Below are 25,265 nucleotides of genomic sequence, written 5' to 3'. Positions count from 1 at the left end.
TAATTGTATTTCTACATGATTAAATTTTGTAAAAGTATTTTGTAAGTTGTAGTAATAGTGCTAGAATTTAAAAGAATGAAGTGTAATAACAGAAGAGTAAGGTGAGTTTGTGAAGTATATTGATGTTTTTTTCAAAAATATAGCGCAAGTTGTGTTTATGAATAATAAATGGTCAGGAGTACTGATTTTAATTGGTTTGTTTGTGGCTCGATGGGAAATCGGTATAGCGGCTATGATAGGTAGCGTATTAGCGCTCTTATTGGCACCCTTTTTCAATTATAGTGAAGCGGAAATTCAAGATGGCTTAGCAGGGTATAATGCTGTGTTAACGGCTATTGGTTTAGCATTGTTCCTTCAGTCTACAATGGTAGCTTGGGTTGTATTGCTGATTGCGACCATTTTAACGTTGCCTATGGGGGCGGCTATTAGAGAATGGTTAAAGCCATTTGGTGTACCTATGCTAACATTTCCATTTGTATTGATGACGTGGTTAGTGTTAGCAATGACGACACAATTTTCGAAATTAAAAGTGACAATTGATATATTGCCACAACAAGTAAAACATCCAGATATTAGTCATAATCATATCAGTTGGCTTAGTGGTATTACTACTAACTTCAGTGAAATCTTTCTAGTGACGTCTATACTGGGAAGTGTGTTAATTATAATAGGCATCTTTGTAGGATCAATCAAAGGTGGTATATATGCCATCATTTCCAGTATCTTAGCTGTTATCTTTATTGTGGCACTTGGTGGTGACTATCCATCTATTACGAATGGTTTATACGGCTATAACGCTATACTTACAGGTATTGCGTTGGGTGCGATATTTACGACGAAATTAAATACGTATATCGCAGTCATTACAGGGTTGTTATTAACTGTAGTAATGCATGGTGCACTCGCAACGTTACTTGCACCAGTAGGATTGCCTGTATTTACGGCACCTTTCATATTTGCCACATGGATTGTGATGTTCGCTGGCAAGGCATCAGTTGAAGAAACAAATTAAATGTTATAATAAAAAAACCATCAACCGACCAGGTATTCTGGTCGGTTGATGGTTGTTATGCAAGTAAGGTACTATTTATTTGCAGAATCTAATAATTTTTTCTTTAAATCTTTACGTTCAAAGTCAAGAGAATAGGGATCGTTTAACCAATACACACCCTCGTCAACTTTAAATGTTTGTCCTTTTTTAACTGCGTCTGTATTTTTCCAAACATCTTTATTTTCGAATGAAAGGTCAGCCCCTTTAGCAACAGGTGTTACGACATAATCACCAGCCATTTCTGGAATTTGTTCTGCAGAAATATCAGCTAAATCTTCTTTTTTAGTTGCACTTTCAACTTTACTTGGCATTTTTAGGCCGAATGAATCGTAAAGTACTTCGCTACCGTGACCATAAGTTTTACCTAGAACATAGATTTTTTTATCGAAATCTTTGATGATTGAGATAGTAGCGTCTTCACCAATGGCATCCTTAATTTCTTTACCATCATCTTTCGTTTTATCTTCCCATTGATCTACCCATTTTTGCGCTTTATCTTCTTTACCGATAATTTTACCTAATTCTAAATGTTGTTCTTTATAATCATGCTTCATATAATCAAATGCGACAGTAGGTGCGATTTTTTTCAATTTTTTCAAGTTTTTGTCAGTATTATAAGTAATGATTAAATCTGGTTTCGCTTTAGCTACAGCTTCAACGTTTTCAGGATTAATTTTCTTAACATCTTTAAATTTATCTTTTAATACTGAACTATCATCAACATTTTTAGCTACAGCTTGAATGTTAGCATCAAGTTCTTTTAAACCACCGGCATACGTTGTACCTAAAACAACGATTCGTTTAGGTTCCTTAGGAATTTTAATTTTATCCCCATCGTCAGTTGTATAAGATTTAGTATCTTCTTTAGCATCATTAGAACGATTATTATCGCTATTATTACCACAAGCAGCTAAGGCTAAAATAAATACTAACGCCACAGCAAATAATTTTCTCAAAACATCCATCTCCTTTTATATGTATAATGCAATTATATAGGAAATTAAAATGAAGCAAAAGGTGAAATAGAATGACATTAGATAGTCACGATAAAATTGCGATAGTGCTCATCATAGTATTTGTATTCATTAGTACATTTTCAATGCCGGAAATTTATGAATTAATATTAAAGAGCATTATTGTTCTAGCCATTGTAGTTAATTTAGTTATGAAATTCATTGAAAAGCGTAAAAACAAATAATTTAATATTAAATAAAATTAATGTCATGTAAAAATTACGTTAAGTTATAAATGATATGTTATGCATAGTATAAAAATGTTATATAATATTCAGTGATCGGCATAAAATCACTTTGTTATATAAAGGAGTAAATGCATGACTAAGAAATATTTGTTGAGTGTATTCACAGTTGTTCTAGCCATTGTTTTATGTGCATGTCAATCGACATCACACACGCAAGATAAAAAAGCGCAACAAGCATCGCAAAATAAAGAAGCAAACATGTATGCGAAAAAGAAAAGTTCTGGACAAGAAGATTGGGTTGAATATAAAGGTGATGTGGCGCATGTCTTTTTTCATCCGTTAATTACAGATCCTAAGATCGCATTCACTGGTGAAGCAAATCAAGCAAAAGGTAATAATGATTGGATGATTACTGTTAATGAATTTAAACGTTCACTTGATGAGTTATATCAGCATCATTACATATTAATTGATCCACATGATGCCTACGATTTTAATTCTAAACCTATTAAGAAGAAAACATTAAAGCTGCCTAAAGGAAAGAAACCATTAATTTTATCCATTGATGATATGAATTACTATGATTATATGAGAGGAAACGGCTATGCAGACCGCTTAGTCTTAGACAAATCTAATCACGTTGTATCTGAAACAAAAGGTAAAGATGGGAAAGTAACACAAAGTGAAACGAATGATATCGTTCCGATTCTAAATCGCTTTGTGAAAGATCATCCTGATTTCTCACTGAATGGACAAAAGGGTGTCGTTGGTTTGACAGGATATAACGGTGTACTTGGATATCGTACCAATGAGTTAGACAGCAAAGACTATCATGAGCGAAAAGAACAAGCAATCAAAGTTGCAAACGCAATGAAACGTGACGGTTGGACATTTGCAAGTCATTCTTGGGGGCACATTGATTTTGCCAATAGTTCATATGATCGTATTGTGAAAGATACCGAACGTTGGAAGAAAGAAGTCACACCAATCATTGGACAAACAGATTTATTTATTTTCCCTCATGGCGCGCAAGATAGGGGCTCTGCAGGTTATCAATATCTAGAGCATAAAGCTGGTTTCAAATATTTAGCGGGCGTAGGTCCTAATAACTTTACTGATATCGGTGAGTATAGTGTATATCAAGATCGTGTTGCCATCGATGGTTTGAATCTTTATGACTTTAAATACAAGTTGAAACCATTTGTAGACCCTGACAAGGTTTATAGCAAGGAAGATCGTAGTTATTTTAAAGGTGACAAAGCGTATAAATAATCAGAAGTCACAGGCACATAACTCATCGCTATGACAAATGACAGCGAAATGAGCATGGGACATTAATAATATGATGATGCTATTTTGCAAATTCGCAGTAGCTGACTGAACTAAAAATAAGCTTAAATCAAGCTTTTCTCAGTTCTAGTCATCCTTGCGGGCGGGGCCCCAACAAAGAGAATTTCACTAAGAAATTCTACAAGCAAAGCAAGCTGGGAGCGGACGACGAATTTAAAAAGAATTCTGTTCCACTCCCTTTAATTTGGTTAAATCATTAAAAATGAGAGTTGATCATCTTAATAAGAAACAGCATTCTAAGATTATGCGTTTATATATAGTTGTATTATCCATATAATATTGTTATAAAAGATATTGTGCAATATTATAAATATTTAAAAAGAGGGGATATATTGTTTAGTAAATTTGTAAAGGGGATAGGCGCCATCATTACGATAGCGCTATTACATACGTCGATAAGTTACGCGAGTGAATCGCCAGTAACGATTGCTAATAAAGAAAAACATAGTAGCATAAGCACGAAATATCAGCCGAGTGGTGTCATGTTGACTACAGATCAAGGGCAAATTTTATATCATTACCAGGGAAATCAACATGTTGATCCGGCATCTATGTCTAAAATGATGACCTTATATTTAACATATGAAGCCATTGACAATGGAAGATTAAAGCTTAACGATAAAGTAAAAATTACCAATCATTATGCAACTCTGTCTAATTTACCAAATTTATCATCAGTATCATTGCAACAAGGTCAAGTATATACGATCGAAGCATTAATCAAACAAACAACATTAGCATCAAGCAATGCTGCTGCGATGATATTAGGTGAGAAGATTAGTGGTAATAATGATGCATTTACTAACAAAATGAATCAACAAGCGCAATCATTTCATATGACAAATACAAATTTTGTCAATCCTGCTGGCGCGCAGAATAGCTTGTTAGGTCAATACGCACCATCTAAATTTAAAAACCAAGAATATCCTAAAAGTACAGCGAAAGATATGAACATTTTAATGCAACAGCTTATTTCAAAGCATCCTGAAGTATTGCAAATATCTAAGTTGACACAAGATACACAACAAGGCAATACGTTTAAGAGTACAAATTTATCATTAAAAGGGCAACCGCTTTATTTACCTGGTACGGATGGATTAAAGACAGGTACAAGTAATAAAGGCTATAACATCGCATTAACCAATAAGCAAAATCACTTGCGTTTAAACGAAACGGTCATGAACGTTCAACCTTATGGCGATGAAAATGCAAAATATAATAGAAATCGAATAGGGAACAACATTATTAAACAATATCGCCAAAAATATGAATACAAGAAAGTATTAACTGAAGGTGACCATGAAATTGATGGCAAGAAATATCATGTTAAGAAAGATTTATATGATATCGTGCCAAAGGATAACGCTCAGTGGCATATAGCCATCAATAAAGATGGCAAAGCCTATGTTCATTATCATAGGGATTTCTTACCAGGTAGTGACTACCCACGCGTTGCTGCAGATAAAAAATGGAAATGGTTCTAAATCGATAAATTAAATTAGAAAAAATGTCGCTAAGCTTTCAACTTGGCGACATTTTTCAAATTATGAAATACCTTAAATAAAGGGCGTTTTATCTCAGTTTCTTCAAATGGATTTCTCTAGCACCACATATCATATTCACAATTTCATTCGTTACTTTATCAATCGATTGTTGTTGTCCATGTTGAATCCAATTCGTGATGACGCTTAAAATACCTCCAGTTAGAAATTCTCCATATATGGTTACATCTACATAAAATTGACCACTTTGTTTATCAAAGGCAATTTGCTTTTGAACCGCTTTGTAAATTTGTTCATAAAAAATCGTATAAACTTCGCCGTAGAAATTAAGTGTAATGACACTACGGACAATCGCTTTATTGTTATGAATAAATGTTAAAACATCTTTCATCAATTTCTCGAAAAATTGTCTTGGATTATCAGGATTAATGTCTGGTAAATATAACGCTCTAAAATGATCAATTAATGTGCCGACGACATGATTTAACAAATCATATTTATCACTAAAATGACGATAAAACGTAGATCGTCGTACGTTAGCTTTGGTACATAAGTCCTGAACAGTAATCTGTTCAAATGATTTTGATTGCAATAGTTCAGAAAATGAAGTAATTAGCGCTTGATGTGTCTTTTGGACGCGTAAATCTTGTTTGTTCAACATCATCACTCCTCATATAGGACAGTTTAATTAAAATGTCGCTTATGTTACAAACCCACATAAGTGACGCACAATTCTTGGGCTTCCTCATTTTATAATACAGTCGAAGGGTAGATTAATTTCTTTAAGATTACTAATAGTTTACTACTTTTCAATCTAAAAATTAAAAATAATGAACATTTGGGAAGTGATATGTATGTACTATAGTAACGGGAATTATGAAGCATTTGCCCGTCCTAAAAAACCAGAAAATGTCGCGCATAAATCCGCTTATCTTATTGGTTCTGGATTAGCCTCGTTAGCTGCTGCATGTTTCTTGATTAGAGATGGACAAATGGATGGGTCAAAAATCCATGTTTTAGAAGAATTGTCTAAACCTGGTGGAAGTTTAGATGGCGATCAGCTTCCTTTAAAAGGCTATGTTGTTAGAGGCGGAAGAGAAATGGAAAATCATTTCGAATGTTTATGGGATTTATTTCGCTCCATCCCATCGCTTGAAATGGACAATGCTTCCGTATTAGATGAGTTTTATTGGTTAAATAAAGAAGATCCTAATTACTCACGTTGTCGTGTTATTGAGAAAAGGGGACATCAGTTACCTACTGATGGTGATTTTACTTTGACGCCACAAGCGATTAAAGAAATCATACATTTATGTTTAATGAAAGAAGAAGCATTAAATGATGTGACGATTACGGATGTTTTCTCAAATGATTTCATGCATTCGAATTTCTGGATTTATTGGAAAACAATGTTCGCATTTGAACCATGGCACTCTGCGATGGAGATGCGTCGATATTTAATGCGCTTTGTACATCATATTGGAGGATTAGCGGATTTCAGTGCCCTTAAATTCACCAAATATAATCAATATGAATCACTTGTTCTTCCTATGATTGCTTACTTAGAGTCCCACGGTGTGCAATTTCAATATGATGTCCAAGTCATGAATATTAAAGTCGATATCACAACAACAGAAAAAGTTGCTCATGAAATACAACTTAAACGTTCAGGTAAAGATGAAGTTATTCCTCTAACGCCAAATGATTTAGTATTTGTTACGAATGGTAGTATTACTGAAAGTTCAACATATGGAGATAACAACACCCCCGCACCCCCTACAAAAGATATCGGCGGTAGTTGGACATTGTGGCGTAATCTTGCCAAACAGAGTCCTGAGTTTGGTTGTCCCGAAAAGTTCTATCATCATTTACCGGACAAAAGTTGGTTTGTATCAGCAACTGCGACGACGAATAACAAGACAATTATTAATACTATCGAGCACATTTGTAAACGAGATCCTTTAGCCGGCAAGACAGTGACAGGTGGGATTGTTACTGTGAATGATTCTAAATGGCAATTGAATTTTACTGTAAATCGTCAACAACAATTTAAAAGCCAACCCGACGATGAGGTGAGCGTTTGGATTTACGCGTTATATTCAAACGTGAATGGTGACTTTATCAATAAACCAATCACCGAGTGCAGTGGAAATGAAATTTGCCAAGAATGGTTATATCATATGGGCGTACCTATCAATCAAATTGAAGACCTCGCTAAAAATCAATGTAATACGATACCAGTCTATATGCCATATATCTGTTCTTATTTTATGCCTAGAGCTGTTGGAGACAGACCACTTGTTGTGCCTAAAAATGCTCGCAACATAGCCTTTATTGGTAATTTTGCAGAAACAGAAAGAGATACTGTCTTTACCACTGAATATTCGGTAAGAACTGCTATGGAAGCAGTCTACCAATTGTTGGGCATAGATAGAGGTGTCCCTGAAGTGGTTGCAACAGAATTTGACCTTCGGATATTGATGGATGCCTTATATGAACTCACCGACCGTAAAAATTTATTAGAACTCACCGAACATAACAAAATACAGCAACTCGCACTCAACACTTTCTTGAAGAAGATTAAAGGCACATATATCGAAGCATTGTTGCAACAACACAAGTTACTATAAGTGTAGATTCAAATGCTTAATGGCAGAACTCAACCCCCACATGACGGTTACGCTTGTGGGGGTGTTTATATTGTTATGTTAATTATTTATATATCGTTTTAAATGTTTAGCGGTTACTGAATTGTCGATATTGAAAATACCATCGGGTTCACCCGCATAAAGTAATTGACCACCTTTATCACCAGCGTAAGGGCCGATATCAATTAACCAATCCGCCTGAGTCATCATCGTTAAATTATGTTCAATCAAGATAACTGTATTACCTTCGTCAATAAGATGATTAAAACAATCAATAAGGATTGGCAAATCATCTTCATGTAATCCAGTTGTTGGCTCATCAAAGATAAAGAGCTTGTTCGTCACGTCTTGAGTAAGGTAACGACTCAGTTTCACACGTTGAATTTCACCACCTGAAAGTGTATCTAATGATTGTCCTAAAGTCATATAATTGAGCCCTGTATCCGCTAATGCTTGAAGCGGTCGCGTGATACTTGGACTATCACTAAATTTCTCAATGGCCTCATCCACAGTTAATGCTAAAATATCCGCAATAGAATAACCTTCAACTTTAGCTTCTAACACTTCTGGACGATATCTTGTTCCACCACATAACTCGCAGATTTGTGAAAAGTCTGGCATAAACGCAAGTTCAGTTTTTAAGACGCCTTTGCCATGACATTCTGGACATGCACCTTCTGAATTATAGCTAAACATACTTTTTTTAAGACCAGTGTGTTGGCTGAAGAAACTGCGCACATCGTCAAAGATACCTAGATAAGTGAGTAAATTAGAACGATTAGATGCATGAACAGGTTTCTGATCAATAAAAATAGCATTTGAGTTACGTTCAAATCCTGCAGAAATGAGTGAACTTTTACCTGAACCCGCAACACCTGTAACGACAGTCATCGCATGTTTAGGTAGTTCAGTTGAGACATTTTGTAAGTTATTTCGACTAATATTTGAAATTTGAAGCATGTCTTTTGCCGTACGTGGTGTCGTTTTGAGTTGATGTTCACGATTTAATGCGCGACCAGTACTCGTGTCCGAAGCGAGTAGTGCTTTATACGAGCCAGTAAATGTAATGTCACCGCCGTTTTTACCGGCTAAAGGACCTAAATCAATAATGTGGTCAGCTGTCTTAATCACATCTGGGTCATGTTCCACAACAAGCACCGTATTACCTTTATCTTTTAAGGATTGAATGATGTCATTAATGCGTTGAATGTCTTCTGGATGTAGTCCAACACTTGGCTCGTCAATAATATATACAAGATCGCTTAGAGGACTATTTAAATGACGAATGAGTTTGATACGTTGTGATTCACCGCCAGATAGGGAAGTCGTTTCCCGTGCAAGTGTTAAATAGTTCAATCCGATATAACTTAACGCTTCTAGTTGTTTTTTGAGTGGCTCTATGATCACACGTGCCTTGTCGGATTTTATTTTCCTTAAAAAGGCTAACGCCTCATCAATTTGTAGGTTTGTGAATTCTGCAATATTTAAACCATTAATTTTACAACTTAGCACAGTGTCATTAAGACGTTGACCATGGCAACTAGGACAGTCATGTTTCGATACGACACGGTCGATGTCTTCTTTAAAACGTTTCTTTTCAAAATTATCATTGAGTAGAAATGAACGACGAAAACGATGGATTAATCCTTCAAATTTCGCAGTCCTTGGCCAATTTGAGGGCGGGTTCTTTAATTTGGTTGGTTCAGTATACAGAAAGGTATCCATTTCTTCTTTCGTGTAATCCTTTAGTTTCTTATCATTATCAAATAAACCTGTATATAAATAACGTTTACCACGCCAACTGTCTGGTCTAAATGAAGGGAATTTAATTGCATCTTCATTCAGTGATTTATCATAATCAAGCAGTTCATTTAAATCTATATCTTCAACGTAGCCTAAGCCCGAACATGTTTCGCACATTCCTTTAGGATTATTAAAAGAAAAGATATCAGAGTAACCTACAAAGGGTTCGCCAATACGTGACCATAGAAGACGTACGGACGCGTAAATATCAGAAATCGTACCTACAGTTGAACGAGAGTTACCGCCAAGACGTTTTTGATTGATAATCATAGCAACCGGAAGATGTTTAATTTGGTCAACATCAGGTTTCTCATATTGTGTGAGTTGATGTTGCACATAACTTGAATACGTTTCATTTAACAATCTTTCGGATTCTGCAGCTACAGTATTGAAGACGAGGGAAGACTTCCCTGAACCTGAACGACCTGTAAATACTGTTAATTTATGCTTTGGAATGGTTACATTTATATTTTTTAAGTTGTTTTGTTTAGCACCAACAATCTCTATGTTAGACATAATTTCACCTCTTAATGAGCAATGTATATTTTAAGGTTCTAAAGGCTTAATTTTGACATCTATATTAAAGTATTCATTTAGCAAAGCGCGATAGTTGTCAGAATTTACGTCGTACTTATCTTTATGATCTTGTTTACTTAGTGTGAGATGTTGTAATGACATCGTAGCACGACCAAATGACTGAGGTTGCGTAACGATCAGTTGTTGCACAAATATAGAATCTGGGTGTTCTGAATTATATTGAATCATATCCGCAAAATCTTCGACTTGTTTGGGTTGGAAACGCGCTTCGTAACGCGTGACCCATGTGCCATTTTCAAGCTTTTGAATACAATAGGTACCGTCATGTTCTGAAATCGCACGAAATTCGCCTGTAATATCTGTCACAGGATGAGTAGGGTCGATATTGGTAATAGGTAAAGCTTGTAAAGGTAAATCTCCAAAACCTACGTCTGCAACATAACTGACACCATCAATTGGGACTACAAGTGACATATGTGAACCTTCTGGACTACGATTGCCATTCGGCTGTTCGACTGTCGCAGACATGCGATATACGGTAAACCCTTTGGCTTCAAGGTAAGTCCCAAAGAAATGATTCATTTCGTAACAGAAACCGCCACGGTGTTGAATAATGAATTTATCATATAAATCATTAATTTCTACGGAGATAGGTATGCCATTTTGGACATTAATATTTTCAAAAGGAACCGTAAGCATGTAGCGTTTAATGTAATAATTGAGCGCTTCAAGTGTAGGTTCATGATATTTTGAAGAATCAATATTTAAATAGCGTTCGATAGTTTGAATGTTCATTAGATGAGGACTCCTTTTTAAGTGCGTTTAGTCATCCATACCCTATAAAAAGTTGAATGACGCATATAAGCAATGAATAGAAAGTGGTTCTAAACACTTGAGTGCCACTAATGTAGCGTGCTTAGAACCACTTTGAGTTTAAATTAAAATTGTAAATAACTTAAAGGTTATAATTCTTGTTTATTGAAAATGGCTATTGAAAGGAAATAAGAAGCCACCAAGCAAATGATGCCAAGTAGTGCATATAATCCTATGAAAAGGAAATCTGTAGGATTTGTTCCTAAATCAGAGAATGATCCTGAACGTACCACAGCTGATATAATGACACCAAAGTAAGTAATAAAGAATAAAATGAGAACGATAACAGATGTTGAAATCATGATGACATTTGAATTCTCTGGACCAAATTTAAATGTTAACGGGAACATAATAGCGTATGTGCCTGCAGCACCTATACCGACTAAACCTGAAATAAGTGTTAACATTAAATTTTGATGTATTGCCAATACTGCGATTAAACCAATGATTAATCCGATGAAAATGAGTATGCCGTAAAATGCAAAGTAGCTTTTAATATAAGCGCTACGATGTGATGGCAATGTTGAGATATAATACATCCACTTAGAATCTTTTTCACGTTTCAAGTTATCCGTCACTGGTGACAATAAGAAAAGCATTGGTAAGAAACATGCCATTGCTGGATTTATAAAGGCAAATAGGAAACTTGCTACAACGGCTACAATGAAATATGTGATAAGTGACTTTTTAGATGCATAGAAACTACTTAATATTAGACCTTTCATTATTTATCACCTCTCATAATTAATTTTGTTGCGTCATCAATAGTGTTAAGTGGGTGCGCATTTGTAACGCGTGACCAATCATTAATTAAGATTTGACGCTTACCTTGTCTCACTCTTGATGCAATGATGATGTCTTGTGGAATGTCTATATCATTTTGTTCCTCAATTTCTACAATACCGTATTGTTTTAACAATGCTTCCTTATTTTCTTGAAGGACAACTTCACCATCACGCATAAACACTAATTGTGTAGCGAGATGCTCAATATCTTCAGAAATATGAGATGAAATGAGAATACCATTGCCTTCTGAAATATAGTCTTCCAACATTTCAATGACTTCTTCACGTCCTGATACGTCCATACCCGCAGTAGCCTCATCCAGAATGAGTAACTTTGTATCATGCGCTAAAGCCATAGCTAAGGCTGCTTTCATACGCATCCCTCTTGAGAACGTCTTAATTTGCGCGTTAGTTGGTAATTCGAAACGCTGAATGACTTCAAAGAAACGATCACTGTTCCATATTTTGAAAATATTCGCAAAAACCTTATCCATATCTTTAATTTCGAGTTTATCAGGCACACGTAAGTCATCAAATACAACGCCAATATGCTCTTTGTATGCATAATCCTTATCTGAGACAACTTGATCAAAAAATGAAATCTCTCCAGAATCTTTAAAACGGTTACCAACTAATGTATTAATCAATGTTGATTTACCTGAACCATTCTTACCAATTAAACCAATCACTTCACCAGGTCGAAGTGTTAAAGAAATATCTTTCAAATGGAATTGCGATTTCCTATACGACTTGTTGAGATGTTGCACTTGTAGTAGATGTTCCATAATAATCCTCTCTTTCTGTTGATTAGGTTTTGGATTTAATTTAATTAAAGATTAGTTACGTTTATCATAATATAGATTAATTAATAAATAACTAGGATTTGTAAAATTTACGTACTTTTAACATATAACCAAATGTGTTGTAAGCGAATAAAATGATTAAGATGCCAACGCCAACTGCTTGGTTAATACCTGTAACGATTGAAAAGATACCTAAGAAAATAGCGCCTACCATGATTAAGGAAATATTAACGTGATATACTTTAAACATTGATTCAAGTGTAATATGACGCTCACCTTCATCCATATTTTGTAAAATACGTTCTGTATAATTGGCTTCGCCTTGTTTAGGCATACGCGTGTCAAATTTTCTATAAAAGAAACCAAGTAAGGTTGACGGAATTAATGTCAATATAAATGGCACAATGACTAAAAATAAAATAGATGATGGGCCATTACCTAAGGCAATAATAAATATGTTTAATAAAGCGACTAATACTGTAATGTAATATAATGTGCCAGTTTTCATGAAAGTTAAATTAGCTTTTTGTTCATATTGATCGAGGTTGACATCACTGGCATTTTCAGTTTTATGTTTGTATTTTAAAGATGTCTGAGAGGTCTTCCAAATCGCTAAGATAAGTCCAATATTAATTGATGAAGCGATAATGGTAACGATAATCGTGAAATTGTATGAAGCGAAATGTAAGATACCAAAGATGTTCCCATCACTTAGCATTCCTATTGAGGCCCCTATCATTCCACCAATAATACCTCCTATCAATAAATAGAGTAAATACCTGCCTACTTTCATAAATCTCCCTCCTCAAATATAAAGACATTTTCAACTGGTTCATTGAATATACGTGCAATTTTAACGGCTGTTAAAATGGACGGCATAAAATCATTCCGTTCAATCAAAGAAACTGTTTGGCGTGAGATACCAGCTTTCTTAGCGAGTTGTGTTTGATTGAAGCCATCGCGAGCACGCAATTCTTTAAGACGATTTCGCAATATTCATCAGCTCCTTGTCTATAACGTTACATTATCTTTGTCATTTTGACAAGTATATTAGTCAAAAAGACCTATATTTTTGTCATAAAATTCTAAAAGGTAGCCTTCGAGTTGTCTGAAGTTAGACACCCAGAAGGCTTGTTTTAGCGTAATTTACGATTCGATAGAACCCATTGATTTAAATCGTTAAGATGATATTTTGTGACGATGGTTTGATTTACTTCATCCAATGTAATCGAAGATAAAGTGGAGATAAGTGTATGTTCAATTGTATTTAAAGCATGACTAACTACACACATTTCTGCTTTTTGGCCTTCCTTTTCACCTAAGAAGGGTTTCAATAATTGCTGACTAGAAAAGATCGCGTCTCGACCTTCTATTGCTAGAAAAACATCATAAAATGTGATTTGATTTAAAGGCTTATTTAAAGAAAAGCCGCCATTTTTGCCTGTAGAAGAATTAACGAGATCTTCTTTAACAAGAGCTTTAATAATCTTCTTTAAATAAGAATCAGAAACATTTAAACGATCACTTAACGCGGTAGAGGTCATCACGCTATGTTTGGGTAGTAGGTTCAGCATTAATAGAACATAGACAGCTTGTTCCCATCCTTTAGATAATCTCATAACAGTCCTCCAGTAATAGATATTTGTTTCATTATAAAATATATTATAAAAATTTTATATATTATGATTGAAAAATAGAAAGCGTGCATTATAATACTATTTAAAGACAACGAATATCTTAATTATCTTTAATCAATGACTAGGAGATGACATCTATGAATTTACATCAACGTTCGTACTTATATTTCTATATATGTATTATTTTAACGACCCTATGTATGGGCTCTTCTTTTCCAACTGGGAAGTATCTCATCTCAATTGAACACGTGCCACCTATGTTATTAGGCGGATGGCGTTTTACCATCGCAGGATGCATTATCTTATTGGTTTTATTTTTGAAAAGGGGAGTCAAAAACGTAGTACCAACAATTGATCATAATAGTTACAAGGGCTTTATATTTGTCGCTACAATCGGTTTATTACAAACGGCTGGAACAATGGGATTATTAAATATAGCAATGTCATTAGGCGTATCCTCTTCAATGTCTGCCGTTTTACTCTTTACTAATCCATTGTGGTTAGCTGTTCTTGCGCATTTCATACTGAAAGAGCGGTTAACAATGATTAAAATGGTTGCACTCGTGATTGGCGTGATTGGGGTTACGATATGTCTAGGGTTAGATCGTACATTGTTAGGGTGGGGTGCGTGTGTCGCATTACTTGGTTCACTATGTTGGTCATGTAATACTGTTGTGACTAAGCGATTTAAGTTTGATAAAGGGGCATGGGTATTAACGGGATGGCAATTATTATTTGGCGGCATCATCATGTTCTTGATTAGCCAATTGTTAGGGGAACGTTATCACATTGAACAATTGAATGGTTGGGGATGGTTATGGTTTTGGTGGCTTGTGTTTCCAGCGTCTATTGGATCATTTGGATTATGGTTTAGTAGTTTGAATTTACGTGGCGCTACGATTTCGAGTAGCTTTTTATTTTTAGTGCCCTTATTTTCAACCATTTTTTCAATTATAGGGTTAGGTGAACCTTTCACATTACACATTATGTTAGGCGGATTGTGTGTTGTAATCGCATTGATTGCGATTAATTATTCACCACATCACCTAAGAATTTAAGATAATAAATGTTTGAAAAATCGAATGATCGCACTAAATAGTTCTAGGATAATATTAATTATGAGTTCCCAAAGTGGTTGTTTGGATTTATCTTTTTTAGATTCAGACATCATATCACTCCTATGCTAGTTAGATTAACATAGCGACATTTTGATTGAAAATGTTGCATATATGGAAGGTTTTCGAAATACTACATACTTAAAATTGTCTTAATATTAATACAATGAAAATATATGAAAACTTGCGAATACAGACTTAAGAAAATCAAAAAATCTGAATAAACCTCTTCACATGGTACCTATTTTTTTGTAAGATAGCACTCGTATTATTTTTGAGCGCGATATAAAAGGAGGTAGCAATGATGAAAGGTAACAGAATGATGTTCTTCTTATTCATGTTAGGTACATTTACAGTTGGTATGGAAGAATATGTTGTAACGGGATTACTAACTCAAATCGCAAGTGATATGAAAGTGTCTATTTCAAGTGCAGGATTATTAATTAGTGTATATGCCGTAAGTGTTGCGCTAATTGGGCCGTTCATGCGTATATTCACAATGAATGTGCGTGCCAAACGCTTATTACCGATTTTAGTGGCCATATTTATCGGAAGTAACGTGGTAGGGATGTTGGCACCTAATTTTCAAATATTACTGTTATCACGATTGTTGTCAGCGTCAATGCATGCACCCTTCTTTGGCGTGTGTATGAGTGTCGCTGCAGCCGTTGCACCTCGTGGTAAACAACCACAAGCGATTGCACTTGTGCAAGCAGGATTAACTATCGCGGTTATGATTGGTGTACCATTTGGTTCATTCTTAGGTGGATTTGCAAACTGGAGAGTCGTCTTTGGCGTTATGATTGGTTTAGCGATTATTACAATGATAGGTATGTTGAAATTTGTACCAGATGTATCACTTAGCACAGAATCTAATGTGAAAAATGAATTGAAAGTATTCAAAAATCCACATATTTTAATTGTGATGTCTATTATCGTCTTTGGTTATTCAGGTGTCTTCACAACGTATACCTTTATGGAGCCAATGATTCATAACTTCGCACCTTTTAAAATCATCGGCCTAACGATCTGTTTATTTATGTTTGGTTTAGGTGGTGTGTTAGGGAACTTAATTACAGGGAATGTGCCAGAACCTAAATTGACGAAATATTTATTCTATACGTTTTTATTACTATTTTTAACTATCGTATTATTTGTCACTTTCGTGCATCATACGATTTTAGCAATTATAATTTGCTTCTTATTCGGATTTGGTACATTTGGTACGACACCCTTATTAAATAGTAAGATTATATTAAGTGCCAAGGAAGCACCACTACTTGCAAGCACATTAGCAGCATCTATCTTTAATGTTGCGAACTTCTTAGGCGCAATTATCGGGTCTATTTTATTATCGGTTGGTTTACCTTATTTAATGATTACCTTCGTGTCAGGCGGCATTATTATTCTAGGTATTTTAATTAATACAGTTAATTATTTCTATGAAAAGAAACATATCGAATTTGAAACATAATGCTTTAGTCGAAGTAACACCTCTAAGCTCAGTTGGTCATTATACTGATATTAGAGGTGTTTCATTATATTTAATCCGATTCGAATTTTAATGTGGGTTCATACATTTCGTGGTTGAAATGATGTTTAGAAAATTGACGTAAATCATTGATAAATGTATGGATATTACGATCTAATTTCTCTTTCGTTCTAACGATGATAATACGTTTATCGTCAGAAGTTGTTTCGTATTTATCGTCATAGATTCTTGCAGCTATAGAAAATTTAGAGATATAATTCTCCAAAGATTCATAGCAATTTAATAAATCGCGAATAGGTTTATTGGATTCTTCTTCATGGTGACTCATAGTACCCAATAATTCTTGAATTTGATCGTCTAATTTTACAAAAAGTTCTTTAACATCATCACACTTCTCTAATGTTTGCGGCTTATTGATTAAAGCATTCGTTTCGCTTAAATGAATTTTACTTATTTTAGAAGCTTTGTAAGCAGTTAAATCAATCATACTCAAAATGTCATTTTTATAATCTTCACGTTTTTCTTCTTTTTCTTTAGTGATTTGATATTTAATGCCCCAAAATGTCCCAATTAGCGCAAAGATACCTCCGACAATCGCTGCTAAAAATTCGCTCATAAAGATGAACTCCCTTCCTGATGTGGATATTTACACATATATTGTACATTATCCGGGCGGTATGAGAAGAAAAATTATTGCTGAACTTTAAAATTAACGACTTGTGGAATGTTAGACAAATCGTTATTGGTAATGAAATCAATCAAAAGTTGCGCGCCTTCTTTTTGAATGTCTTTGACAACAGGTGCGTTGGCGAACATGTTGTAATTGCCACCACCTACAGCACGATAGTTGTTGACACAAATGGTATAAGTTTTATCACTGATAAGTGGTTCATTGCCAACCTTAATATCAGTTACGCGTTGACCAATAGGTTCTCCTACATGAATGGTATAAGTGATACCGCCATACATGTCATAGTTAAAATGCTGTGGTTTTGGATATAAAAAAGCATCATTAATGGTTATTTCGTTTTCGTCATTAAGTGCGAAATAGCTTGCTGATTTTTCTAAAGCGTCTTTAATACCTGCACCAGTGAGTTTCAAAACTTGAAACGTATTTGGAAATGGATAATTATTGATGATTTCTCGCATTGTAATACGTGTATTAAATCCGGCTGCTGAGTCAAAGAGCGCCGTACTTGCAATATCAGCACCACTGTTCTCTAGTAACATAACATTGATTAAATTAATGAGTGGATGAGGTTTCATTCGAGCCTTAAACTTGTCTTCTACTAACATAGGTTCTGGTAGGGTCGTAATTTCTGTATCTAGCCAGTCCTCTAATTGTGTTAATAGCTTAGCATCTTCGGGTAACAGGCTGAAATCTGTATCAGGCATTACAGGCAATAATGTACTTTCTTTATGACTAATGCGGTTACGATCATCAATCGTTAGCGTCACTTTACCGACTTGTGTGGCACGTGTTCCAGGTTGTATAACGGCGGTGTCATACTTCACTGTTGCGATATCGCGGTGTTGATGACCTGTAATCAAGACATCGATACTTTTATGGAAACGACGTAGAATTTCAGACGCTTCATTTTCTCCAGTTAAATCTTCAGTCGGCACATCTGTATCTACATCACACTCGAATCCACCATGATATGACACGACAACGATGTCAGCTTTATTACGGACATTCGGTAATACTTGTGCGAGTGTTTCAACCGCACTTTTAAATGTTAAGCCTTCGATATGATGTGGTTGTTCCCAGTTCGGAATATATTGTGTAGTTAGACCAATCACGCCCACGACGAGGTCTCCCTTTTCAAAATAATGCACGCCTTCACCTGTAAAAGGTTGATGTTGTGAATCTAAAATATTCGCGCATAACACTGGATAGTTAAGGGTTTGGAGTGTGTCGTTAAGGTATGTCAGGCCATAATTAAATTCATGGTTTCCAATTGTTCCAAAATCAAAATTTAAACGATTGTAAATAGTTGTTAATGGTTCGCTAGTCTGTAATTTAGACACTAAATAATTACAAAATGGTGCGCCTTGTAAGAAATCGCCATTATCAATTTTGAAATGAATATCGTCATGTTTGCTTGATGTTTCAATTAACTGATTCGCATATAACAACCCCATAGGTAACTGTTGATTTGCATGTGAAAAATCAGTAGGGAAAATATAGCCGTGAACATCACTCACGATATAAAGACCAAGTTGCGTCATATGTAACATCCTTTCATTAGAACAATAAAATAATAGTCATCACTATATGATATGCATGAGCACACATCTTGAATAAATGTTATATAAAGAAATTATAGTAAAAAAGTCAGGCAAATTAGATTTTAAAGAAAAAATTTAGAAATGATTTACAATAATTTAACGATATAAATATATTTTATATAAAATTCATGATAATTAAATATTATTTCAAGTAATATTGTGCTAATCTTATATTGTCATATAAATTGACAAATTACACGATTTTATACATATCGAACGGGGGCATTACAGTTATGAAGCAAATGAAGTATCTTTTAGTGCTTGCTTTAACAGTTATTATTTTTGCGGCGGCGTGTGGAAATAATAGCTCATTAGACAGCAAGAATAAAAGCGCTGACAGCGGATCAGATTCTAGTAAAGATGGTTACACACCTAAGGAATTAACGGTACAATTTGTGCCATCACAAAATGCAGACACACTTGAAGCAAAAGCAAAGCCACTTGAAAAATTGTTATCTAAAGAATTAGGAATTCCAGTAAAGGTATCTGTATCGACAAACTATAATACAATCGTTGAAGCGATGAAATCTAAAAAAGTGGATGTTGGATTTCTTCCACCAACAGCGTACACGTTAGCACATGATCAAAAAGCAGCAGACTTGTTGTTAAAAGCACAACGTTATGGCGTTAATGAAGATGGTTCTAATTCGAAAAAATTAGTAGATGACTATAAATCAGAAATATTAGTTAAAAAAGATTCTGGTATTAATAGCTTAAAAGACTTAAAAGGCAAAAAGATTGCATTACAAGATGTAACTTCTACAGCAGGATACACATTCCCTATCTCAACACTTAAAGAAGAAGCGGGGATTGATGCAACGAAAGATATGAAGATTGTTAATGTTAAAGGACACGACCAAGCAGTCATTTCATTACTTAACGGTGATGTTGATGCGGCAGCAGTATTCCAAGACGCACGTACCATCGTTAAAAAGGACCAACCAAATGTATTTAAAGATACTAAGATTATTAAATTAACAGAACCTATTCCAAATGACACGATTTCAGTACGTCCGGATATGGATAAGAAATTCCAAGATAAACTTAAAAAAGCATTTAAAGATATCTCTAAAACAAAAGAAGGTCACAAAATTATCAGTGAAGTATATTCTCACGAAGGATATACAGACGCGAAAGATTCAGACTTTGATATTGTAAGAAAATATGAAAAACAAGTTCAAGATATGAAATAAGCGTAGAATAATATTAAAAGAAGCTATAATACGATTAAAAAGTATTTAAATTTAGTCTAATAAACATTGTAGATAAACAAGGGACAAAGAAGTGCAAGGTCAAAAATAATATTTTTGAAGCTACGCAATAAATTCACAGTAGCTGACTGAACTGAGATATCGCTTATATCAAGCATTTCTCAGTTCTAATCATTCTTGCGGACGAGCCCCAGCATAAAAAATCGCGAAAGTGATTTTACAAGCAAAGCAAGCTGGGAGTCGATGACGAATTCGTGAAGAATTCTGTCTCACGAAGTTCTTTGTAAAAAATAAAGGGTGCTATTTAAATGAGTCAAATTGAATTTAAAGATGTCAATAAAGTATATCCCAATGGTCATGTAGGATTAAAAGATATCAATTTGAATATCGAAAAGGGAGATTTTGCAGTTATTGTTGGCTTATCGGGTGCAGGTAAATCAACGCTATTAAGATCCGTCAATCGACTGCATGATATTACATCCGGAGATATTCTTATTGAAGGTAAATCGATTACTAAAGCGAAAGGTAAATCGCTATTAATGATGCGTCGTAATATTGGCATGATTTTCCAACACTTTAATCTTGTGAAACGATCATCTGTATTGCGTAATGTATTAAGTGGCCGTGTTGGTTATCATCCAACTTGGAAGATGGTGTTAGGTCTTTTCCCAAAAGAAGATAAAGTGAAGGCAATGGATGCGCTAGAGCGCGTAAATATTCTAGATAAATATGATCAGCGTTCTGATGAATTGTCTGGTGGTCAGCAACAACGTATTTCAATTGCACGTGCATTAGCACAAGAACCTGCAATTATCTTAGCGGATGAACCTGTTGCGTCATTGGATCCTCTTACAACAAAGCAAGTTATGGATGATTTAAAGAAAATTAATGAAGAATTAGGAATTACAATTCTAATTAACTTACACTTTGTAGATTTAGCGCTTGAATATGGTACGCGTATCATAGGTCTTCGTGCTGGAGAACTTGTTTATGATGGACCTGTTGAAGAAGCAACAGAAGCAGTCTTTAATGATATATATGGCCGTAAGCTTAAAGATGACGAGAAGCTAGGGGTGGATTAAAATGACAACGCCTACTACGCATAAATATGATCAATATTTAAATAAAAAAATGTCACTTAAAACAAGTTTTACAGTGCTTATCGTTGTTGCTTTAGTTGTATGGAGTTTCGTATACACGGGCTTTAGCTTTGCCGATTTAATGGTAGGGTTACCTCAAATTGGTTCATTCTTTGGACAAATGGTGCCACCAGACTGGGCATATATACATACAATATTGAAACCGATGTTAGACACCATTCGAATGGCTATTGTTGGGACATTTTTAGGTGCGATTGTGTCTATACCAATTGCGCTAATTTGTGCAAGCAATATCATTAAAACAAAATGGGTTTCGATTCCCGCACGCTTTATCCTAAATATTGTGCGTACGATACCTGATTTATTATTAGCTGCTATCTTTGTAGCTGTCTTCGGCATTGGTCAAATCCCAGGTGTATTAGCGCTATTTATCTTAACAATCTGTGTAATTGCCAAATTACTATATGAATCACTAGAAACCATCGATCCAGGACCGATGGAAGCTATGACGGCAGTCGGCGCAAATAAAATAAAGTGGATTGTCTTTGGCGTTGTGCCACAAATTATGTCAACTTTCTTCTCATATGTGTTATTCGCATTTGAAATTAATATTCGTGCTTCAGCTGTACTTGGCCTTGTGGGTGCTGGTGGTATCGGATTGTTTTACGATTCAACACTAGGCTTATTCCAATATCCTAAAACTGCGATGATTATCCTGTTTACACTTGTTATTGTTGTAATTATTGACTATGCAAGTTCGAAAGTGAGGGAACAACTCGCATGACACAGAGTACAAACAAGCTAGAACAAAAGTATCCTGTTAAATCAAAACAACAAAAACAAAAATTAATTAAAAATTGGATTATAGCTATTGTTGTTTTAGGAATTATAGCGTGGGGCTTTGTAGGGATGCCCGCCTTAGAATTAAAATCAAAATCTATCGAAATTTTAAAATCTATCTTTAACGGCTTATTCCATCCAGATTGGGATTATGTGTATATTCCTGCGGGTGAGGATTTATTACGTGGATTACTTGAAACATTTGCAATTGCGGTAATAGGTACATTTATTGCTGCGGTCATATGTATTCCATTTGCTTTTCTAGGTGCACGAAATTTCATCAAAGTTCGCCCGGTAACAGGCATGACTAAATTGATATTAAGTGTGATTCGTGTATTTCCAGAAATCGTTATGGCGCTCATTTTCATTAAAGCAGTTGGTCCAGGCTCATTTTCAGGTGTATTAGCTTTAGGTATTCATTCAGTAGGGATGCTCGGAAAATTATTCGTCGAAGATATTGAAAGATTAGATTTTACTTCAGTAGAAGCACTGAAAGCGAGTGGTGCGAATAAGACTAAGACACTTATTTTTGCAGTCATACCACAAATATTACCATCATTTTTATCACTCGTATTATATCGCTTTGAATTGAATTTACGTTCTGCATCCATTTTAGGTTTGATTGGTGCTGGCGGTATCGGTACACCTTTAATTTTTGCACTTCAAACACGTTCTTGGGATCGAGTAGGTATTATTTTAATCGGTTTAGTGATTATGGTAGCCATTGTTGATTTGATTTCAGGTGCTATACGTAAACGAATAGTATAGATTGGATAGGGTCGAGTAAATATTAAAACGTATTTATTCGACTCTTTTTATATAGAGATGTTTAAAATATAGAGAGTCGGTAATACATATAGTAGTTAATAAAATGCATGCACATGCATGAATATGGTGTGCATTTTCAAAATGAAAGGAGATATAGAATGAATGTATTAGTTGTAGGTGCAAACGGTGCTGTAGGACGTAAAGTAGTAGCACAGTTGAAAGACACTGAACATAAATCCGTAGCTTTGGTACGTAAAGACGAACAAGTATCTGAATTAGAAAGTGTAGGCGCAGACAAAGTCGTAGTTGCTGACTTAGAAGGTGACATCTCTAATGCCTTTGATGGCGTTGATGCTGTTATCTTTGCAGCTGGATCTGGTGGTAGTACTGGTGCAGATAAAACACTTCTTGTGGACCTTTGGGGTTCTAAAAAAGTGGTCGATGCAGCAAGCGAAAATGGCGTAAAAAAATTAGTACAATTAAGCGCAACAGATAGTCCAGACCCAGATAATGAGTCTGATGTGATGAGACCATACGCTGTTGCCAAACATATGTCTGATTACTATATTGAACAATCAGACTTGAATTATACCATCGTACGTCCAGGACCATTACAAGATGATGAAGGTACTGGCAAAATCGATGCTTCTTTCTCAATTGAAGGAGACCCAAATGGTTACACAATTCCACGAGATGATGTTGCAACAACATTAATCAACGCATTAGATATAACGCAATTAGATAAACAAGTGGTCTATATTCAATCAGGTGATACTACTATTAGAGAAGCATTAGAACAATTAAAATAAGATAGTTTATAATATAGAGAAACCCATGGGGGAGATAATGCACGCGATATGAGTGTTATCTCGCTACCATGGGTTTCGTGTTATGATTTGAACACATCACGTAAGGTATTTTCAAAAGTGACTTTAACTTCGTTATAGAAATGACGTCCTTTATCTGTCATAGCAGCGTAAACATCACGTTTATCCTCACTACAACCTTGTCGTCGTATCACACCACAATCTTTTGATTCCATTCTTGTTGCTAATCTAGACATTGCACTTTGACTCAAACCAACTTTCGTTTGTAACACTTTCAACGGTAATTGATGATGTTCTGCACAATCTAAATACATTAAGACATAGAATTCTTTTAATGCAAGATGATGGTGAGACATTAAATCGTGTTCTAACTGCTTTGAAACGTTATTGTATATGGATGTAAATTCTAGCCATTCATTTACTAATTCATTTGCCATAGTTATGCCTCACATTTATTTCTTAGTCTGTTTTTTAATATTATAACAATAAATAAAATAAGCTAGCGACATAATAAACTAAATAATTAATTTAACATTGGTAGCGTTAATCATAATAGCGTTAGATAGACAAATGAGTTGAACGCTCCCGAAACTTACAGAGTTGTAATTTTGGGCTTTCTCCCTAAAAATCTTAAGTTAAATATGTTTACATATAATTGAGGTGAGTGATTATGGAAGATGTAAAAGACAAATATAACTACAGACATGACGACGATTACGGTAGCAGAAATGAAAATATTGCATCGTCTATTAGTTATTTAAGCGTATTTTTTGCACCAGTACTATTACCAATTGTAATGTGGATCATCGCTGACCAACCAGTATCAACCCACGCACGTAAAGCGTTGTTTAACCATATTTTAACTTGGATTTGCTTTGCATTAGCGCCATTCGCATTGATGATATCTGCTAGCTTTATGGGCAACGCTTCAACAAATATGGATAGTTGGGTTGTATTTGGTTCATGGGTAATTGCCGTTATACTAGGTTTAGTCGGTGTTTATTTATTCATTCAAAATATCGTTAGAGGCATTAAACTCTTATTAGTTTAGAATTATAAAAAAGAAGCTATCGCTAGGTGAGACCACCTATTGCGATAGCTTCTTTACTTATCATATGCATAAAAGAAATGCTTTAGTAATAAAAGTAACAGATAATTAGAAAAATATAGTTATTGTTTATTTCATAAGTTGACGTCTAAGGCTAATTACACCTACACCTAATATAAAAGCTAAAATACTGTAAACAAATGGTGTTGTTGAAGTGCGTTCGCCCGTCATAGGTAATTCGTGATGTAATGAAGATTGACTCGCTTCTTGTTGAGAATGCGTTGCTTGTTTACTAAGTTGTGTATTCATTTGTGATTGTGGTGACTGTGCTTGTTGTTTAACTAAATGATGCTTTTCTGCGTAACCATTGAATCCCATGTCA

General features: G+C 34.9%; 26 protein-coding genes. 13 read left to right on the top strand and 13 right to left on the bottom strand.

The genetic code is table 11. The features are described from left to right. Positions 1–109 precede the first annotated feature (109 nt). The gene (gene yut / locus KA828_RS09260; protein WP_070854564.1) at positions 110–1,012 is read left to right on the top strand and encodes an urea transporter; all 903 of its coding nucleotides are present in this window, start codon (positions 110–112) and stop codon (positions 1,010–1,012) included. A gap of 71 nt (positions 1,013–1,083) precedes the next feature. Here the strand turns inward: yut and KA828_RS09255 are convergent, their stop codons facing one another. Then, positions 1,084–2,007: an ABC transporter substrate-binding protein gene (locus KA828_RS09255; RefSeq protein WP_210126106.1), complete on the bottom strand. Its 924-nt coding sequence runs from the start codon at positions 2,005–2,007 to the stop codon at positions 1,084–1,086. A 71-nt stretch (positions 2,008–2,078) separates the two neighbouring features. Here KA828_RS09255 and KA828_RS09250 point away from each other — a divergent pair, with 71 nt between their 5' ends. The 3 genes from KA828_RS09250 (at position 2,079) to pbp4 (ending at position 5,086) form a co-directional block, all read left to right on the top strand. After that, positions 2,079–2,249, top strand: a complete 171-nt coding sequence (locus tag KA828_RS09250) for a hypothetical protein (RefSeq protein WP_154392021.1) — start codon at positions 2,079–2,081, stop codon at positions 2,247–2,249. A 135-nt stretch (positions 2,250–2,384) separates the two neighbouring features. Beyond that, positions 2,385–3,524 (top strand): polysaccharide deacetylase family protein, encoded by a 1,140-nt coding sequence (locus KA828_RS09245; RefSeq protein WP_210126105.1) that lies wholly within the window; start codon positions 2,385–2,387, stop codon positions 3,522–3,524. 410 nt (positions 3,525–3,934) lie between these two features. Next, the gene (gene pbp4, locus KA828_RS09240) at positions 3,935–5,086 is read left to right on the top strand and encodes a penicillin-binding protein PBP4 (protein WP_210126104.1); all 1,152 of its coding nucleotides are present in this window, start codon (positions 3,935–3,937) and stop codon (positions 5,084–5,086) included. Positions 5,087–5,174: 88 nt separating this feature from the next. Here pbp4 and KA828_RS09235 read toward each other — a convergent pair whose 3' ends face one another. Then, positions 5,175–5,762 carry a TetR/AcrR family transcriptional regulator gene (locus tag KA828_RS09235; RefSeq protein WP_210126103.1) on the bottom strand — a complete coding sequence of 196 codons (588 nt, stop codon included), beginning with the start codon at positions 5,760–5,762 and terminating at the stop codon, positions 5,175–5,177. A 196-nt stretch (positions 5,763–5,958) separates the two neighbouring features. Between KA828_RS09235 and KA828_RS09230 the strand changes: the two genes are divergently transcribed. Then, complete coding sequence (locus KA828_RS09230) at positions 5,959–7,734, top strand: oleate hydratase (RefSeq protein ID WP_210126102.1); 1,776 nt, start codon at positions 5,959–5,961, stop codon at positions 7,732–7,734. A gap of 78 nt (positions 7,735–7,812) precedes the next feature. On the opposite strand, the gene KA828_RS09225 is transcribed toward KA828_RS09230, so the two are convergent. The 7 genes from KA828_RS09225 to KA828_RS09195 all read right to left on the bottom strand — a co-directional run bounded on the left by KA828_RS09225 (position 7,813) and on the right by KA828_RS09195 (position 14,172). Further along, a complete protein-coding gene (locus KA828_RS09225; RefSeq protein ID WP_210126101.1) occupies positions 7,813–10,071 on the bottom strand; it encodes an ATP-binding cassette domain-containing protein in 2,259 nt (752 codons plus the stop codon). A gap of 30 nt (positions 10,072–10,101) precedes the next feature. Further along, positions 10,102–10,887: an arylamine N-acetyltransferase family protein gene (locus tag KA828_RS09220; protein WP_210126100.1), complete on the bottom strand. Its 786-nt coding sequence runs from the start codon at positions 10,885–10,887 to the stop codon at positions 10,102–10,104. 167 nt (positions 10,888–11,054) lie between these two features. Further along, the gene (locus KA828_RS09215; protein ID WP_210126099.1) at positions 11,055–11,690 is read right to left on the bottom strand and encodes an ABC-2 transporter permease; all 636 of its coding nucleotides are present in this window, start codon (positions 11,688–11,690) and stop codon (positions 11,055–11,057) included. After that, positions 11,690–12,535 carry an ABC transporter ATP-binding protein gene (locus KA828_RS09210; RefSeq protein WP_210126098.1) on the bottom strand — a complete coding sequence of 282 codons (846 nt, stop codon included), beginning with the start codon at positions 12,533–12,535 and terminating at the stop codon, positions 11,690–11,692. The genes KA828_RS09215 and KA828_RS09210 overlap by 1 nt, the downstream gene beginning before the upstream one ends. Before the next feature lie 91 nt (positions 12,536–12,626). Further along, positions 12,627–13,346 carry a DUF3169 family protein gene (locus tag KA828_RS09205; RefSeq protein WP_210126097.1) on the bottom strand — a complete coding sequence of 240 codons (720 nt, stop codon included), beginning with the start codon at positions 13,344–13,346 and terminating at the stop codon, positions 12,627–12,629. Next, the gene (locus KA828_RS09200; RefSeq protein WP_053030021.1) at positions 13,343–13,546 is read right to left on the bottom strand and encodes a helix-turn-helix transcriptional regulator; all 204 of its coding nucleotides are present in this window, start codon (positions 13,544–13,546) and stop codon (positions 13,343–13,345) included. Before KA828_RS09200 ends, KA828_RS09205 begins: the two co-directional genes overlap by 4 nt. Before the next feature lie 143 nt (positions 13,547–13,689). Continuing rightward, positions 13,690–14,172, bottom strand: coding sequence for an RrF2 family transcriptional regulator (locus tag KA828_RS09195; protein WP_210126096.1), 483 nt, complete (start codon positions 14,170–14,172; stop codon positions 13,690–13,692). 155 nt (positions 14,173–14,327) lie between these two features. Here KA828_RS09195 and KA828_RS09190 point away from each other — a divergent pair, with 155 nt between their 5' ends. Both KA828_RS09190 and KA828_RS09185 read left to right on the top strand, forming a co-directional pair. Beyond that, positions 14,328–15,248: a DMT family transporter gene (locus KA828_RS09190; protein WP_210126095.1), complete on the top strand. Its 921-nt coding sequence runs from the start codon at positions 14,328–14,330 to the stop codon at positions 15,246–15,248. A gap of 361 nt (positions 15,249–15,609) precedes the next feature. Beyond that, positions 15,610–16,779 carry an MFS transporter gene (locus KA828_RS09185; protein ID WP_210126094.1) on the top strand — a complete coding sequence of 390 codons (1,170 nt, stop codon included), beginning with the start codon at positions 15,610–15,612 and terminating at the stop codon, positions 16,777–16,779. Positions 16,780–16,849: 70 nt separating this feature from the next. Here KA828_RS09185 and KA828_RS09180 read toward each other — a convergent pair whose 3' ends face one another. Further along, positions 16,850–17,413, bottom strand: a complete 564-nt coding sequence (locus tag KA828_RS09180) for a hypothetical protein (protein WP_053030017.1) — start codon at positions 17,411–17,413, stop codon at positions 16,850–16,852. A 74-nt stretch (positions 17,414–17,487) separates the two neighbouring features. After that, positions 17,488–19,029 (bottom strand): bifunctional metallophosphatase/5'-nucleotidase, encoded by a 1,542-nt coding sequence (locus tag KA828_RS09175; RefSeq protein ID WP_210126093.1) that lies wholly within the window; start codon positions 19,027–19,029, stop codon positions 17,488–17,490. Positions 19,030–19,322: 293 nt separating this feature from the next. Here KA828_RS09175 and KA828_RS09170 point away from each other — a divergent pair, with 293 nt between their 5' ends. The 5 genes from KA828_RS09170 (at position 19,323) to KA828_RS09150 (ending at position 23,817) form a co-directional block, all read left to right on the top strand. Then, positions 19,323–20,282 carry a phosphate/phosphite/phosphonate ABC transporter substrate-binding protein gene (locus tag KA828_RS09170; protein ID WP_210126092.1) on the top strand — a complete coding sequence of 320 codons (960 nt, stop codon included), beginning with the start codon at positions 19,323–19,325 and terminating at the stop codon, positions 20,280–20,282. Between the two features lie 326 nt (positions 20,283–20,608). Next, positions 20,609–21,382, top strand: coding sequence for a phosphonate ABC transporter ATP-binding protein (gene phnC / locus KA828_RS09165; RefSeq protein WP_053030014.1), 774 nt, complete (start codon positions 20,609–20,611; stop codon positions 21,380–21,382). A gap of 1 nt (position 21,383) precedes the next feature. Further along, a complete protein-coding gene (gene phnE / locus KA828_RS09160; RefSeq protein WP_053030013.1) occupies positions 21,384–22,184 on the top strand; it encodes a phosphonate ABC transporter, permease protein PhnE in 801 nt (266 codons plus the stop codon). Continuing rightward, on the top strand, positions 22,181–23,008 hold the full coding sequence (phnE, locus tag KA828_RS09155) for a phosphonate ABC transporter, permease protein PhnE (RefSeq protein WP_210126091.1): 828 nt from the start codon (positions 22,181–22,183) through the stop codon (positions 23,006–23,008). Before phnE (KA828_RS09160) ends, phnE (KA828_RS09155) begins: the two co-directional genes overlap by 4 nt. 158 nt (positions 23,009–23,166) lie before the next feature. Next, on the top strand, positions 23,167–23,817 hold the full coding sequence (locus KA828_RS09150; protein WP_210126090.1) for an SDR family oxidoreductase: 651 nt from the start codon (positions 23,167–23,169) through the stop codon (positions 23,815–23,817). 80 nt (positions 23,818–23,897) lie between these two features. On the opposite strand, the gene KA828_RS09145 is transcribed toward KA828_RS09150, so the two are convergent. Further along, positions 23,898–24,272 (bottom strand): transcriptional regulator, SarA/Rot family, encoded by a 375-nt coding sequence (locus KA828_RS09145; protein ID WP_053030010.1) that lies wholly within the window; start codon positions 24,270–24,272, stop codon positions 23,898–23,900. Positions 24,273–24,505: 233 nt separating this feature from the next. Between KA828_RS09145 and KA828_RS09140 the strand changes: the two genes are divergently transcribed. Further along, positions 24,506–24,886, top strand: coding sequence for a hypothetical protein (locus tag KA828_RS09140; RefSeq protein ID WP_193838817.1), 381 nt, complete (start codon positions 24,506–24,508; stop codon positions 24,884–24,886). A 126-nt stretch (positions 24,887–25,012) separates the two neighbouring features. On the opposite strand, the gene KA828_RS09135 is transcribed toward KA828_RS09140, so the two are convergent. Further along, the coding region (locus KA828_RS09135; RefSeq protein WP_210126089.1) for an LPXTG cell wall anchor domain-containing protein at positions 25,013–25,265 on the bottom strand (253 nt) is incomplete at its 5' end.

Source organism: Staphylococcus sp. GDY8P85P (genome assembly GCF_017892405.1).
Lineage (GTDB): Bacteria > Bacillota > Bacilli > Staphylococcales > Staphylococcaceae > Staphylococcus > Staphylococcus borealis.
The sequence above is the reverse complement of the archived record's forward strand: the minus strand, read 5'-3'. Positions and strand labels throughout refer to the sequence as shown.